Below are 13,686 nucleotides of genomic sequence, written 5' to 3' on the forward strand. Positions count from 1 at the left end.
TGGCGACGTGACCACGGTGCTGCTCGTCGAGGACGACGCGGCGATCGCCGGACCCCTGTCCCGGGCGCTGCAGCGCGAGGGCTACGAGGTCGACGTCGTCGGCGACGGTCAGGCCGCGCTCCACCGCGCGGGTGCGGCGGGGCCGGACCTGATGGTGCTCGACCTCGGCCTGCCCGGCATGGACGGCCTCGAGGTCTGCCGACGCGTGCGCGTCGACCAGCCGGATCTCCCGGTCCTCATGCTCACGGCGCGCACCGACGAGGTCGACTTCGTCGTCGGGCTCGACGCGGGCGCGGACGACTACGTGGGCAAGCCCTTCCGGCTCGCCGAGCTGCTGGCCCGGGTGCGGGCGCTGCTGCGCCGCCGCGCCCCCGAGGTGCTGGAGGCGGGCGGGGTGCGGCTCGAGCCGTCGGCGCGCCGGGTCACCGTCGACGGGGTCGAGGTGGGGCTGGCCAACAAGGAGTTCGAGCTCCTGCGGGTGCTCATGGCCCACGCCGGGCAGGTGGTCTCCCGCGAGGAGATCCTGCGCGAGGTGTGGAACGACCCGGAGATGAAGACGTCGAAGACCCTCGACATGCACATGTCGTGGCTGCGGCGCAAGCTCGCCGACGAGGGCGGCACCGGGGCGGCCGTCGGCCGCCGGATCAGCACGGTGCGCGGCGTCGGGTTCCGCTTCAACACCTAGGTCGTCCCGCGTGCGCCGTCGGATCCTGATCTCCACGCTCCTCGTCGTCACCATCACGGTGGCGGTGCTGGGCGGGCCGCTGGCGCTCACCACCTGGCGGCTGGTCGAGGACTTCACCCGCGCGGACATCAACTCCCGGCTGCGCCAGGTCGTCGCGACGCTGGACACGCAGGTCTCGGCCGACCGGCCGGTGGACCTCAGCGCGGTCGGCATCGCGGTGCCGCCCGGCGGGTCGCTGGTGGTGCGCACGCCGCGCGGGGTCAGCACGCTGGGGATCCTCGAGCCCGGCGCCACCGTCAGCGAGACGCTGCCGTTCGGGCTGTCCGGGTCGGCGGTGCTCTCGGAGCCGATCACCGAGATGCGCAACCGCCAGCTGCAGGCGACGGCGCTGGTGCTGGCCGCGGTGCTGCTGTCGGTGGGCGTGGGTGCGGTGGTCGCGACGCTGACCGCCCGGCGTCTCGCGGATCCGCTGCAGCAGGTGGCGGGACGCGCGGCCCGGCTCGGCGCGGGCGACTTCCGGCCCGCTCCGCACCGCCACGGCATCCCCGAGCTGGACCGGGTCTCCGACGTCCTGGACTCCTCGGCCACGGCGCTCGCCGAGCTCCTCCAGCGCGAGCGCGAGCTCGTGGGCGACGTGTCCCACCAGCTCCGTAGCCGGCTGACCGCGCTGCAGCTGCGCCTCGACGAGCTCGCCGCCCATCCCGACGACTACGTCGCCGGCGAGGGCGCGGCGGCCCTCGAGCAGGCCGAGCGTCTCGCCGAGGTGCTCGACGAGCTGCTCGCGTCCGCCCGGGAGGCGCGCGCCGCGGGGGCGGCGCCGGTCGAGGTGTCGGGCGAGCTGGAGGCCGTGGCCGCCGAGTGGCGCGACCCGCTGCGCGCCGAGAGCCGCACGGTGCGGGTGCGGGCGCCGGAGGGGCTGGTCGCGCGCGCCACGTCCGGGCGCCTGCGCGAGGCACTCGGGGTGCTCGTCGACAACGCCCTGCGTCACGGGCGGGGGACGGTCACGCTCGCGGCGCGGCTCTCGGACAACGACATGATCGTCGTCGAGGTCGGCGACCACGGGGACGGCGTCCCGCCGGAGCTCGCCCCGCACGTCTTCGACCGCGGGGTCTCGGGGGCGGCGTCGACCGGCGTCGGGCTGGCGCTGGCCCGGGCCCTCGTCGAGGCCGACGGCGGGCGCCTCGAGCTCGCGCGGACCAAGCCGGCGACCTTCGCGGTCTTCCTGCCGGTGCCGCGCACCGACAGGACCGTCGCGGCCCCGCGACCGCTGCCGACGACCGGGCCGCGGTAGAGGGCCCGCCCGGGAGATCAACAGGTCGAAAGGCACGTCCGGAGGCCGATCTCGGGTGCCTTTCGGTCCGGTGATCTCCAGCTGGGGCCGAGCGCCGGCCGGGACGGCGTCAGGCCCGCGCCGCGAGCACCTCCCGGCACGCGTCGACGTAGGCGCGCACAGCGGGCCGGCGGTCATCGGCGCGCCAGGCGAGGACGAGGGTGGCCGCCACCGCGTCTGGCTCGTCACCGGGGCCTCGAGCGGCTTCGGCCGCGCGATCACCGAGGCCGCCGTCGCCGCGGGCGACACGGTCGTCGCCGCGGCCCGGCGCACCGACGCCCTCGCCGAGCTCGCCGGCGCGCACCCCGGCCAGGTCGAACCGCTGGCCCTCGACGTCACCGCCTCCGGCGCCGACCTCACCGCGGCCGTCGACGACGTCGTCGCCCGGCACGGGCGCCTCGACGTGCTGGTCAACAACGCCGGGCGCACGCAGGTCGGCGCGCTCGAGGAGACGACCGAGGACGAGCTGCGCGCGCTGTTCGACCTCCACGTCATTGGGGCCGGCCCTGCTCACCCGGGCGGCGTTGCCGCACTTCCGCGCGCAGGGCTCGGGCGCGGTCGTGCAGATGTCGTCGGTGGGCGGGCAGGTCACCGTGCCCGGCTTCGGCGTCTACTGCGCGACGAAGTTCGCGCTCGAGGGCCTCACCGAGACGGTGGCGCAGGAGTGCCGGCACGTCCGGTTCCTCGTCGTCGAGCCGGGCGCGTCCCGCACCGAGCTCTTCCGTCCCGGCGCGGCGGTGATGTCGACACCGATGCCGGAGTACGAGGACACGGTGGGGCCGACGCGCGCGTTCGTGACCGGCGGCGACGGCACCCAGCCGGGCGACCCGGACAAGGCCGCCGCGGCGATCCTCAGCGCGCTCGACGCCGTCGACGCGCCGCTGCGTCTGCCGTTGGGCCGCGACGCGGTGACCGGGATCCGGACGCGCCTGGCGGGCCTCGCCGAGGACCTCGACCGGTGGGAGCCGCTGTCGACGTCGACCGACCGGGACGACGTCTGAGGCCGGACCGGCGCGAGGGTCCTAGCGGGGGCGGTGGTGGCGCACGAGCGCGACGGTGACCTCGGTGAGGTCCTCCGCGTCGAGCTCCTGGCGTCGACCGTCGGCCTCGGCGCGCGCCCGTCCGGCGGGGTAGGGGCCGTAGGTGTCGGCGGCGCCGGTGACGGGATCGAGGACGAGGACCATGAGCCCGTCGCAGTGTTCGAGCTCGTCGGGTTCGAGCAGAGGATCCGTGGTCACGGGCCGGCCGGCGGGCCGACGGGGGCACGGTAGTCTGGGCACAGCAGGTCCTCCTCCGCGTCCTGGTGTCCCGAACCACCCGACCGTCCGGTCGGGAGCGCGGTACCGAAGGTATCAAGAACCTTGCGTTCCCTTCCGCGATCGGGCGGTGACCGGCCCCTGGTCGGAGACCGACGGTCGTCCCGTCGCGACCGTGCGATGACCGGCGCCCCCGTCGGGTCCAGTCCGGTCCCCCGATCGGGCCCCTGGGCAATCACGACGGGCGAGCGACCGGGGTCGCGCCGACCTCAGCGCAGCGGGCCGACCTCGTCGGGGAACACCCAGCGCCGGAACGCCCACCAGCGGAAGATCATGGCGAGGAGGGTGCCGATGATCTGGGCACTGACCAGGTCGGCGACGTGCTCGGTGAGCGCCGACACCGCGGGCTGCGCGAGGTCGAGCACGTAGCGGGAGATCCCGAGCGGCGCGGCGTTGATGCCGAGCGCCACGCCGGACACCGCGAAGTAGAGGAGGGCCTCGTGCGGGCGCCCCCGGCCCCCGCGCAGACGGAACGACCACTCGCGGTTGAGGACGTAGCCGACGATCGTCGCGACGAGCACCGCGAGGACCTTGGCGGTGACGGGCTTGGGCTCGAGCACCGTCGACTTGGCGGTGACGAACACCGCGGTGTCCACGACGAACGTGATCGCACCGACGGCGGCGAACTTGAAGAGCTCGCCGTGACGCTCCGCGAGCCGGGCGAGCCACCCCTGCCGTGGCCACCCCCGCAGCGGCGGCACGCCGCGCGTCCGGTGCTCGGTCATCGGCGCGAGTCTAGTGACGCCTCCCGCTCCGGACGGCCGGTCGGGCAGACCAGGCCCGCGGATCCGAGCGCCGGCAGGCGCGTCGTCACGGCGCAGTCGGTGCCCGCCCGGCGAGTGCGGTCCGGGGCGAGGACCACCAGCGCCGCGGTGGCGGGGCGCGCCGCGGAGTCCCCGTCCCGTCCTCCCGACGACGCCGGCGCGGACCGGGCGGCGGAGCGCGCCGGGGTCCGGTCCGCGGATCGCGGGCTCGGGTCCGACGACGACCTCGTGGCGGTGCGCCCCGTGCCGTCCGACACCCTTCCCGCGGACACCGTCGGCGCGGACCGGTCACTGGCGCTCCCGGTACCTCCCGCCTCCCCGACGCCGGGGCCCGCGAGGTCGGGCACGGCCAGGGCCGGGTCGCGGGGGACCGAGGTCGGGGCCGGCGGGGACAGCGGGGACGGCGGGGACAGCGGCGGCGCGACCGGCGCCCCCGGCAGCCGCGGCGGCAGCAGCGCCATCGGCGGCAGGGCGAGCCCCGGCGCGGCCCGGGGCGGCAGGGCGAGCCCCGGCGCGGCCTGCGGCGGCGAGGCGGGTGGCTCGACGACGTCGCCGACGACGAACGCGGCGACGCCCACCACGCCCGCGAGACCGAGGGCGCCGGCGACACCGATCCGGGCCGGCGCGGCCGGGCGCGGCGCGCCGGTGATCCCGGTCAGCGCCCCGAGCACGCCCAGCGCGCCGCCCCCGGCGACGGCGAGCTCGCCCGTGCTCGCGTCGAAGGCGAGCGGGCCGGTGGAGCCGCGGGACGCCAGATAGCCGACGAGCCCGGCGCCGAGCACGAGCGGCGCCACGACCGACCGGATCATGCCGGCGTTGACGTCGCGCAGCTCGTCGGCGAGCGCGCGGCACTCGCCGCACTCGGCGAGGTGCGCCTCGACCCGCTGCGCCTCCCGCCGGGCGAGCCCGCCGCGGGTGTAGGCGCCGAGCTTCTCGCCGGTCTCGCGGTGGCGCCGGTCCCACCGTCCGGACCCGGAGGCGAGGTGTTCCTGCAGGTAGGCCTGCCGCAGCCCCTCCCGCGCGCGGTAGCCGAGCGCGGAGACGGCGTTGGCGGTCAGGCCGAACAACGGTGCGATGTCGGTCGGGCTGTCGCCCTCGACCTCGAGGTGCCAGAGCACCGCCTGCCATCGCTCGGGCAGCGTCGCGAACGCCCGCGCGGCGAGGGTGCGCTCGAGCCCCGCGAGCGCGGGGTCGGTGAACGGGACGATCGTGCCGTCGGGGTCGATGCCGTGGACGTCGGCGATGTCGTCGGTGAGGTCGAGGCGGCGCTCGGCGCGGCTGCGGTCGTAGGCGAGGTGTCGCACCGAGGTCAGCAGGTACGCCCGGAACGCCTCGGTGGGCCCGCGGCCGGCGCGCAGGATCTCGAGCATGCGCGTGAACGCGCCCGCCACGAGGTCGTCGGCGTCCGCGGGGGAGCGGGCCAGCTGGCGGGCCAGGGCGCGCGCGGCCTGCTGGTGGCGCCCGTAGAGCGTCGCGAAGGCGTCGGTCGAGTCCCGGTCCGCGCCGCGCCCGCGCAGGCGGGCGATGAGGTCGGCGTCGCTGCGCAGGTCCTCCCCGGGACCGCCGGCGGTGTCGTCGGGGTCGGAGTCGGGGTCGGAGGCGTCACCGACCTGCCCGTCCTCGTCCTGCGGCATCGCCTCTGACCACCCCCTCACCCATCCGGCCCCTCACCCGTCCGGCGCAGTGTGTCCTGCAGCAATCGGTCGAACCGGTGACCGTCACCGTCATGGGCGACGTCCCCGCGCGTCTCCTCCACACGGACCTCACACGGGTCCTGGGATGGCAGGCAGCAGAACGACGAACGCCGGAGGTCGGCGCGGGGATGGACGTCAGGACGACATCGGGTGGCCCGGCCGGCACCGGACCCGGTCGCGCCGTGGTCGACGGGGCCACCCCGCGACCCGGGCGTGCCGCCGCGTTGCGCGAGCGGTGGTTCGCGTGCAGCAGTGCGCTGGGCTGGGGCGCGGCCGTCGAGTGGCCCGACCCGGCGGTCGACGCGGTGTGCGCCGTGGTGACCGCCCGCCACCCCGGCACGGCCGCCCGTGAGCGCGCGGTGGAGCGGGCCCTCGCCCGCTGGGCGGGCGCCCGGGCCGGCGCAGGCGTCGGGCTGGCCGAGACCCTCACCGACCTCGCCGCCCTCAACACCGCGGTCTCCGGCGGGGAGGTCCCGACGCCCCGGGCCGGGACGACCCGAGGCCGTCGGCCCTCGACGTGTCCCCGTCCCCCGGCCGCGGAGCCCACGGCGTGCGGCTGCTGCGCGCGGTCTCGCTCGCCTGGACCGACGTGGCCTGCGGCGACCTCGCCGAGACGGCCGCCGTCGACCCGCTCTCGGGGCTCGCGAGCGTCCGCTACCTGCGGACGCGCCTGGCCGAGGTGTACCGCGCCGCCCGGGCCCACGGCCGCGCGGCGGGCGAGGAGCACGCGCTGGTGGTCCTCGCGCTCGACGTCCGCGACTGGCGCCGCGTCGCGCCGCTGACGATCGCCGGGGAGGCGGCCGGGGTCGTGTTCGACGCCGGCGAGTCGATCGCGGTCGTCGGGCGCGGCACGGTCGTCGTCCTCGCCCCACGCGGCGGCCTCGCCGAGCGGGCGGCCGTGCTGCGCCGCCTGCTGGCACGCCGGCTCGCCGCCGCCGAGGGCCTGGTCGGCACGCCCTCGGTACGGATCGCGCGGCTGCCCGCCACCCACGACGGCGCCTGCGCGCTGCTGGAGCGGCTGCGTGACGAGGGCCCCGACGAGGCGACCCCTGCCGAGCCGGACCCCGCAGAGTTCTGATCAGCGCGTACTGTCTCCCGACCGTGGACGAGCGCACCGGCCTGCCCGTGGTGACGATGATCGGCGCCGGTCAGCTGGCGCGGATGACGCACCAGGCGGCGGTGGCCCTCGGGCAGTCGCTGCGGGTGCTCGCGGCGGGGCCCGACGAGCCCGCGGCGCTGGTGGCGCCGGACGTCGTGCTCGGCGAGCACACCGATCTCGACGCCCTCCGCAAGGCCGGCGCCGGGGCCGAGGCGATCACCTTCGACCACGAGCACGTGCCCGGCGAGCACCTGCGCGCCCTGGTCGAGGAGGGCTTCACCGTCCACCCGGGCCCCGACGCACTGCTCCACGCCCAGGACAAGCTCGTCATGCGCACCCGGCTCGCCGACCTCGGGGAGCCGGTGCCCCCGTTCGCCGCGGTGTCCGGTCCCGAGGACGTCCTCGCCTTCGCCGCCGACCACGGGTGGCCGGTGGTGCTCAAGGCCGTGCGCGGCGGCTACGACGGGCGCGGGGTGTGGGTCCTCGACGACGCCGAGCAGGCGCGGAGCACCGTCGACGAGCTGCTGGCCGCCGGCACCCCGCTCATGGTCGAGCAGCGGGTGGCCCTGCGCCGCGAGCTCGCCGTCCTGCTGGCGCGCTCGCCGTTCGGGCAGGCGGCCGTGTGGCCGGTGGTCGAGACGGTCCAGGAGCAGGGCATCTGCACCGAGGTGCTCGCTCCCGCGCCGGGTCTCGACCCGGAGCGCGCCGAGGAGGCCGAGGAGCTCGCCCTGCGCATCGCCGCCGCCGTCGGGGTCGTCGGGCTGCTCGCGGTGGAGCTCTTCGAGACCGAGGACGGCCTCCTCGTCAACGAGCTCGCCATGCGCCCGCACAACTCCGGGCACTGGACGATCGAGGGCTCGGTGACCTCGCAGTTCGAGCAGCACCTGCGGGCGGTGCTCGACTACCCGCTCGGCGCGACGACGACCACCGCGCCGGTCACCGTCATGGCCAACGTCCTCGGCGGCGACCCGACGCCCGCGATGCGCATCGACGAGCGCCTGCACCACACCTACGCGCGCTTCCCCGACGCGCGCGTGCACCTCTACGGCAAGGCCGAGCGTCCCGGCCGCAAGATCGGCCACGTGACCGTGCGCGGGGACGACCTCGACGAGGTGCGCACCCGCGCCCGCCTCGCCGCCGACCACCTCTCCACCGGCGCGTGGAGCGACGGATGGGACCCGCACGCATGAGCACTCCACCGGTCGCCGTCGTCATGGGCAGCGACTCCGACTGGCCGACGATGCGCGCCGCCGCGACCGCGCTCGACGAGTTCGGCGTGGGCTGGGAGGCGCGGGTGCTCTCGGCGCACCGCACCCCGCGCACGATGCTCGACTGGGCCGGCGCCGCCGCGGGCCGCGGGGTGCGGGTGGTCATCGCCGGGGCAGGCGGGGCGGCGCACCTGCCCGGCATGGTCGCCTCGGCCACCGTGCTGCCGGTGATCGGCGTGCCGGTGCCGCTGGCGCACCTCGACGGCATGGACTCGCTGCTCTCGATCGTGCAGATGCCCGCGGGCGTGCCCGTCGCGACCGTGTCGATCGGCGGGGCGCGCAACGCGGGCCTGCTCGCGGTGCGCATCCTCGGGGCGTCGGACCCGGAGCTCGCCCGGGCGATGGAGCGCTTCCAGGCCGGGCTCGCCGACTCCGTCGCCACCAAGGACGCCGCGCTCGCCGCCCGCGCCCACGGTGAGGCTCAGGGAGAATCCAGCGGCTCCGTGAGGTAGCGCTGGATCGTCCGGCCGTAGACCCCGACGAGGGTCTCGCGGTCGGCGGCGGCGAGCTCGGGCAGCGCGAGGATCTGGCGGGCCATCAGGATCCCGACGATCTGCGAGGCGCACAGGTCGGCGCGCAGGCGCGGCCGGTCGGCCTCGATGGCGGCCGCCACCCGGTCGAGGATCGCCTCGCCGAGGAACTCCCGCATCATCCGGGCCGCGTCGGGGTGACCGACGGCCGAGCGCACGAGCCCGAGCATCGGGTTGGCCTCACCGAGCTCGTCGACCAGGCCGAGCAGGAAGCGGACCAGCCGCTCGCCGAGCCCGTCGACCCCGGGCCCGACGATGTGGGGCACGACCTCCGCCGGGTTGATCGGGAACTCCATGGCGGCCACGAACAGCGCCTGCTTCGTGCCGAAGAAGTGCATCACCAGCGACGGGTCGACGCCCGCGTCGCCGGCGATGGCGCGCACGGTGGCCGAGCGGAACCCCTCCGAGCTGAACCGGCCGCGCGCCGCGTCGAGGATCGCCTCCCGCGTGCCGGAGTCGCCCGGGCGTCGCCCCCGCCGGGCGGAGCCCCTCGTGTCGGTCACGGGGCCGACCCTACCGTTTTTCCACAGCCGTTGATTTCCGTCGCCGGCGCGCGCACACTCGGATTCAACAGACGTTGAGATCAGGAGATGGGGTGGGGACCGTGGAGCGCACGACGTGCTGTGTGGTCGGGGGCGGCCCGGCGGGGATGGTGCTCGGGCTGCTGCTGGCCCGGGCCGGGGTCGAGGTCACCGTGCTCGAGAAGCACGCGGACTTCCTGCGGGACTTCCGCGGCGACACCGTCCACCCGACGACGCTCGACCTGCTCGACGAGCTCGGCCTGGGCGAGCGCTTCGACGCCCTGCCGCAGAGCCGCATGGAGGAGGTCGCGTTCCCGGTCGGAGACGGGGAGAGCCTGGTGGTCGGCGACTTCCGCCGCCTCGCCGGTCGTGTCGCCCACCCCTACGTCGCGATGGTCCCGCAGTGGGACCTCCTCGATCTGCTCGCCGACGCGGCCGAGGCCGAGCCGACGTTCACGCTGCGCCGCAGCACCGAGGTCACCGACCTGCGTCGCGATGCCGCGGGACGCGTCACCGGGGTGGCGTACCGGACCGCCGACGGCGCCACCGGCGAGCTCGCCGCGGACCTGACGGTGGCCTGCGACGGCCGCGGGTCGAAGGCCCGCGCCCAGGCCGGGCTGCAGGTCGTCGACTTCCCGTGCCCCATGGACGCCTGGTGGTTCCGGCTGCCCCGCCACGCCGGCGAGGACCGGCCCGCGCTCACCCCGCGCATCGGCCCCGGGCGGATGGCGGTGGTGATCCCTCGCGAGGGCTACCTGCAGGTCGCCTCCATGTCGGCGAAGGGCCGCGACGCCGAGATCCGCGCCCGCGGGATCGAGGCCTTCCGCGCCGACGTCGCGGACCTCGCGCCCGATCTCGCCGACCGCGTCGACGCGCTCGAGAGCATGGACGACGTCAAGTTCCTCGACGTGCGCCTGGACCGGCTGCGCCGCTGGCACGTCGACGGGCTGCTCTGCATCGGCGACGCCGCGCACGCGATGTCGCCGATCGGCGGGGTGGGGATCAACCTCGCGGTGCAGGACGCCGTCGCCACCGCGACCCTGCTCGCGGGGCCCCTGCTCGCGGGAGAGGTCAGCGGCGCCGACCTCGACCGCGTGCGCCGCCGCCGCCTGCTGCCGACGATCGCGGTGCAGACGCTGCAGCGCCTCATGCACCGGGCGATCGTCACGCCGGCCCTCGAGGGACGGATGGCGGGTCCGCCGAGGATCGTGCGCCGCCTCGCCGCGGCGTTCCCGCGCGTGACGGCCGTGCCGGCCTACCTCATCGGGGTCGGGCTGCGCCCCGAGCGCGCCCCCGACTTCGCTCGCCGGGCGCCGGTCACGGCCGCCTGAGGCCGGCCGTCTCCTCGAGCACCCCCACGCCACGCCGACCCCGTCCTCGGCCGCCATCCGGGCGGCGGGGCCGGCGAGGTCGGCGCGGGGCGGCAGGGCGTCGAGGGCACGGTCCAGCCGCGCGGCGGTGAGACGCCCGCCAGGCACCGGTGGCCCCGCCAGCCCGGCCGTGTGCAGCCGCCGCGCCCAGAACGGCTGGTCGGCGAACATCGGCACGGGCACCGACGGCACGCCCGCGGCCACCACGGCGTGGGCGGTCCCCGCCCCGGCGTGGTGGAGCGCGGCGGCGCAGCGCGGCAGCACGGAGGCGTGGTCGACGGACCCGCGCACGAGCACGTCCGGGCCGGCGAGGTCGTCGGGCACCTCGAGCCCGCCCCACCCCGTGACCAGCAGGACCCGCGCACCGCGGGCGCGCAGGACGTCGACGATGGTGCGCGCCCGGGCACGGGGTCGCCGCGCGCCATCGAGCCGAAGCCCGCGTAGTGGACGTCGCCGGCGGCGAGGAAGGCGTCGAGCTCGGGGTCGGGCGGGGCGGCGGCGCCGTCGGGCGGGTCCACCCACCGGCCGGTGACGACGGTCGTGGCGGGCCAGTCGTCCGGCCGGGGGACCAGGACGGGGCTGACGGGCACGACGGTGCGGGTCGGGGCGGCGCCGGGCGGCAGCGGTCCGATGTCGCGCTCGACGCGCCGCCGGGCCGCGCGCTCGCCGAGCCGGGCCCCGGCGGCGAGCGCGCGGAAGGTCAGGGGGTTCAGGGCCGGGACGTCGGGGACCGGGAGGCCCGCGGCGGGGAAGGCGCGGGTGGGCGTCAGCGTCGGCACGATCTCCGCGCGCACCCACGGCCGTCCCCGGCGGGCCGCGATCGCGCCGGCCGTGAGGATCTTGGGGTGGGTGAGCAGCACGTCGGGCGCGGCCGCGAGTGCCGCGGCGACCGCGGAGCGCTCGATGGCCGCGAGCATCGGCCCCATCGTCGTCCGGTAGGTCCGCAGCGCCGTCCACGGCGAGGTGCCCTGGGACGCGATGAGCGCGGCGAAGTCACCGTCGAGCCCGTGCACGACGGCGCCCGTGCGGTCGGCGTCGTCGCGGGCCTCGCGGGTGACCGCGAGGTGCACCTCGTCGCCCCGGGCGACCCCGTGGCGCGCCAGCGCGAGGAACGGCGCCACGTCTCCCCGCGACCCCGCGGTGACCAGCAGTGCCCGCATCGCAGGACTCCCTCGCCTCGGGGTTGTGGACGTGGCGACGGGGGCGGAGCGTAGCCGGGACCACACCCCTTCGGGATCGTGCGAGGGCCACGATGGTCGGACGTCCGAGTATCGTGTGGCGGAACGCAGCCGTGTATGGAGGATCGCCGTGGACCCCGATTTCGACCTGTACAGCCTCGGCGAGGAGCGCGACGCGCTGCGTGAGTCGGTCCGGGCGCTCGCCGAGAAGGAGATCGCGCCCCACGCCTTCGAGGTGGACCAGACGCCCCGGTTCCCCGAGGAGGCCCGCAAGGCCCTCGTGCAGGCGGGGTTCCACGCGATCCACATCCCCGAGGCCTACGGGGGTGAGGGCGGCGACTCGATCGTGGCCTGCATGGTCATCGAGGAGATCGCGCGCGTCGACGCGTCGGCGTCCCTGATCCCGGCGGTGAACAAGCTGGGCTCGATGCCGATCATCCTGAGCGGCTCCGAGGAGCTCAAGCAGCAGGTGCTGCCGACGATCGCCTCGGGCGAGTCGATGATCAGCTATGCGCTCTCCGAGCGCGAGGCCGGCTCGGACACCGTCTCCATGCGCACCCGCGCGCAGCAGGACGGGGACGACTGGGTGCTCAACGGCACCAAGTGCTGGATCACCAACGGCGGCATCTCCGACTGGTACACGGTCATGGCCAAGACCGACCCGGACAAGGGCGCCAACGGCATCTCGGCGTTCGTGGTGCACAAGGACGACCCCGGCTTCTCCGTGGGCCCGAAGGAGCACAAGCTCGGCATCAAGGGCTCGCCCACCACCGAGATCTACTTCGAGAACTGCCGCATCCCGGGCGACCGCATCATCGGCGAGCCCGGCACCGGGCTCAAGACGGCCTTCGCCACCCTCGACCACACCCGGCCCACCATCGGCGCGCAGGCGGTCGGCATCGCGCAGGGCGCGCTCGACGCCTCGGTCGACTACGTGCGCGAGCGCCGGCAGTTCGGCAAGGCCGTCGCCGAGTTCCAGGGCGTCCAGTTCATGCTCGCCGACATGGCGATGAACACCGAGGCCGCGCGGCACCTCGTGTACGCCGCCGCCGCCCGCGCCGAGCGCGGTGTGAAGAACATGGGCCTGATCGCGTCGGCGTCGAAGTGCTTCGCCTCGGACACCGCCATGTCGGTGACCACCGACGCGGTGCAGCTCTTCGGCGGCGCCGGCTACACGGTCGACTTCCCGGTCGAGCGGATGATGCGCGACGCCAAGATCACGCAGATCTACGAGGGCACCAACCAGATCCAGCGCATGGTCATGGCCAGGAGCCTCCTCAAGAAGTAACCCGTTCGGGGTACTCCTCACGGAGCGTAAGAGTAGCTAGTCTGGCCGGGCGAAAGGGACCGCCAGAACGGAGCGGCCCCGCCCACGCTCCGTGAGAGGTCTCCCCAATGCAGTGGTACCTGAAGGTGCTCAAGCAGTACGCCGACTTCAGCGGGCGTGCGCGTCGCACCGAATTCTGGATGTTCACGCTGTTCAGCGCGATCGCCTCGATCGTCCTGGGCCTGATCGACACGCTGATCGGGACGTCGACGATGATCGCGACCGGGTCCAGCTACTTCTACTCGCCCGGCCTGCTCCAGGGCATCTACGCCCTCGGGGTCCTGATCCCGACGCTGGCCGTCACCGTCCGTCGCCTCCACGACACCGACCGCACCGGCTGGTGGCTCCTGATCGCGCTGATCCCGTTCGTGGGCGGCATCGTTCTGCTGGTGTTCATGTGCCTCGAGGGCACCCGCGGCCCCAACCAGTACGGCATGGACCCGAAGCAGCAGGACGCCATGGGCGGCGGCTACCCGCAGCAGCAGGCGCCGGGCTACCCCCAGCAGGGTGGCTACCCGCAGCAGCAGGGCTACCAGGGCCAGCCCTGATCTGACCCCGCACCACCCGCACGACACCGCACGACCCCGACACCGGATCCGGCGCC

The 13,686-nt window shown here is 75.7% G+C and carries 13 protein-coding genes and 2 pseudogenes; 10 read left to right on the forward strand and 5 right to left on the reverse strand.

What is annotated here, in order from left to right:
- The first annotated feature begins 7 nt into the window (after window positions 1-7).
- The 4 genes and pseudogenes from ACQPYN_RS08570 (at window position 8) to ACQPYN_RS08585 (ending at window position 3,016) form a co-directional block, all read left to right on the forward strand.
- Entirely contained in the window at window positions 8-685 is a 678-nt protein-coding gene (locus ACQPYN_RS08570) for a response regulator transcription factor (RefSeq protein WP_433035863.1), read from the forward strand.
- Window positions 686-695: 10 nt separating this feature from the next.
- A complete protein-coding gene (locus ACQPYN_RS08575; RefSeq protein ID WP_433035866.1) occupies window positions 696-1,976 on the forward strand; it encodes an ATP-binding protein in 1,281 nt (426 codons plus the stop codon).
- Window positions 1,977-2,046: 70 nt separating this feature from the next.
- A pseudogene (locus ACQPYN_RS08580) lies at window positions 2,047-2,454 on the forward strand (SDR family NAD(P)-dependent oxidoreductase); the annotation flags it as partial.
- A 55-nt stretch (window positions 2,455-2,509) separates the two neighbouring features.
- Entirely contained in the window at window positions 2,510-3,016 is a 507-nt protein-coding gene (locus ACQPYN_RS08585) for an SDR family NAD(P)-dependent oxidoreductase (protein WP_433035869.1), read from the forward strand.
- 21 nt (window positions 3,017-3,037) lie between these two features.
- Here ACQPYN_RS08585 and ACQPYN_RS08590 read toward each other — a convergent pair whose 3' ends face one another.
- The 3 genes from ACQPYN_RS08590 to ACQPYN_RS08600 all read right to left on the reverse strand — a co-directional run bounded on the left by ACQPYN_RS08590 (window position 3,038) and on the right by ACQPYN_RS08600 (window position 5,729).
- Window positions 3,038-3,253, reverse strand: coding sequence for a hypothetical protein (locus tag ACQPYN_RS08590; RefSeq protein WP_433035872.1), 216 nt, complete (start codon window positions 3,251-3,253; stop codon window positions 3,038-3,040).
- A gap of 287 nt (window positions 3,254-3,540) precedes the next feature.
- Window positions 3,541-4,056 carry a GtrA family protein gene (locus ACQPYN_RS08595; protein WP_433035875.1) on the reverse strand — a complete coding sequence of 172 codons (516 nt, stop codon included), beginning with the start codon at window positions 4,054-4,056 and terminating at the stop codon, window positions 3,541-3,543.
- Window positions 4,053-5,729, reverse strand: coding sequence for a sigma-70 family RNA polymerase sigma factor (locus ACQPYN_RS08600; protein ID WP_433035878.1), 1,677 nt, complete (start codon window positions 5,727-5,729; stop codon window positions 4,053-4,055). Before ACQPYN_RS08600 ends, ACQPYN_RS08595 begins: the two co-directional genes overlap by 4 nt.
- A gap of 610 nt (window positions 5,730-6,339) precedes the next feature.
- On the opposite strand from ACQPYN_RS08600, the gene ACQPYN_RS08605 reads away from it, so the two are divergent.
- From ACQPYN_RS08605 to purE, 3 genes are read left to right on the forward strand one after another with little or no spacing between them, the layout of a single operon-like run.
- Window positions 6,340-6,867: a hypothetical protein gene (locus ACQPYN_RS08605; RefSeq protein ID WP_433035881.1), complete on the forward strand. Its 528-nt coding sequence runs from the start codon at window positions 6,340-6,342 to the stop codon at window positions 6,865-6,867.
- A gap of 23 nt (window positions 6,868-6,890) precedes the next feature.
- Window positions 6,891-8,078, forward strand: a complete 1,188-nt coding sequence (locus tag ACQPYN_RS08610; protein ID WP_433035884.1) for a 5-(carboxyamino)imidazole ribonucleotide synthase — start codon at window positions 6,891-6,893, stop codon at window positions 8,076-8,078.
- Window positions 8,075-8,608: a 5-(carboxyamino)imidazole ribonucleotide mutase gene (gene purE / locus ACQPYN_RS08615; RefSeq protein WP_433035887.1), complete on the forward strand. Its 534-nt coding sequence runs from the start codon at window positions 8,075-8,077 to the stop codon at window positions 8,606-8,608. The genes ACQPYN_RS08610 and purE overlap by 4 nt, the downstream gene beginning before the upstream one ends.
- On the opposite strand, the gene ACQPYN_RS08620 is transcribed toward purE, so the two are convergent.
- Window positions 8,578-9,189: a TetR family transcriptional regulator gene (locus tag ACQPYN_RS08620; RefSeq protein WP_433035890.1), complete on the reverse strand. Its 612-nt coding sequence runs from the start codon at window positions 9,187-9,189 to the stop codon at window positions 8,578-8,580. The two genes, purE and ACQPYN_RS08620, sit on opposite strands and share 31 nt — an antisense overlap.
- Before the next feature lie 92 nt (window positions 9,190-9,281).
- On the opposite strand from ACQPYN_RS08620, the gene ACQPYN_RS08625 reads away from it, so the two are divergent.
- Window positions 9,282-10,538, forward strand: coding sequence for an FAD-dependent oxidoreductase (locus tag ACQPYN_RS08625; protein WP_433035893.1), 1,257 nt, complete (start codon window positions 9,282-9,284; stop codon window positions 10,536-10,538).
- A 105-nt stretch (window positions 10,539-10,643) separates the two neighbouring features.
- Here ACQPYN_RS08625 and ACQPYN_RS08630 read toward each other — a convergent pair.
- Window positions 10,644-11,534: pseudogene (locus tag ACQPYN_RS08630) on the reverse strand (glycosyltransferase); the annotation flags it as partial.
- 351 nt (window positions 11,535-11,885) lie between these two features.
- Here ACQPYN_RS08630 and ACQPYN_RS08635 point away from each other — a divergent pair.
- Both ACQPYN_RS08635 and ACQPYN_RS08640 read left to right on the forward strand, forming a co-directional pair.
- Complete coding sequence (locus ACQPYN_RS08635) at window positions 11,886-13,043, forward strand: acyl-CoA dehydrogenase (protein ID WP_433035896.1); 1,158 nt, start codon at window positions 11,886-11,888, stop codon at window positions 13,041-13,043.
- A 107-nt stretch (window positions 13,044-13,150) separates the two neighbouring features.
- Window positions 13,151-13,630, forward strand: a complete 480-nt coding sequence (locus tag ACQPYN_RS08640; protein ID WP_433035899.1) for a DUF805 domain-containing protein — start codon at window positions 13,151-13,153, stop codon at window positions 13,628-13,630.
- The last annotated feature ends 56 nt before the right edge of the window (window positions 13,631-13,686 follow it).

The organism is Actinomycetospora sp. CA-053990, assembly GCF_050948445.1.
GTDB classification, from domain to species: domain Bacteria; phylum Actinomycetota; class Actinomycetes; order Mycobacteriales; family Pseudonocardiaceae; genus Actinomycetospora; species Actinomycetospora callitridis.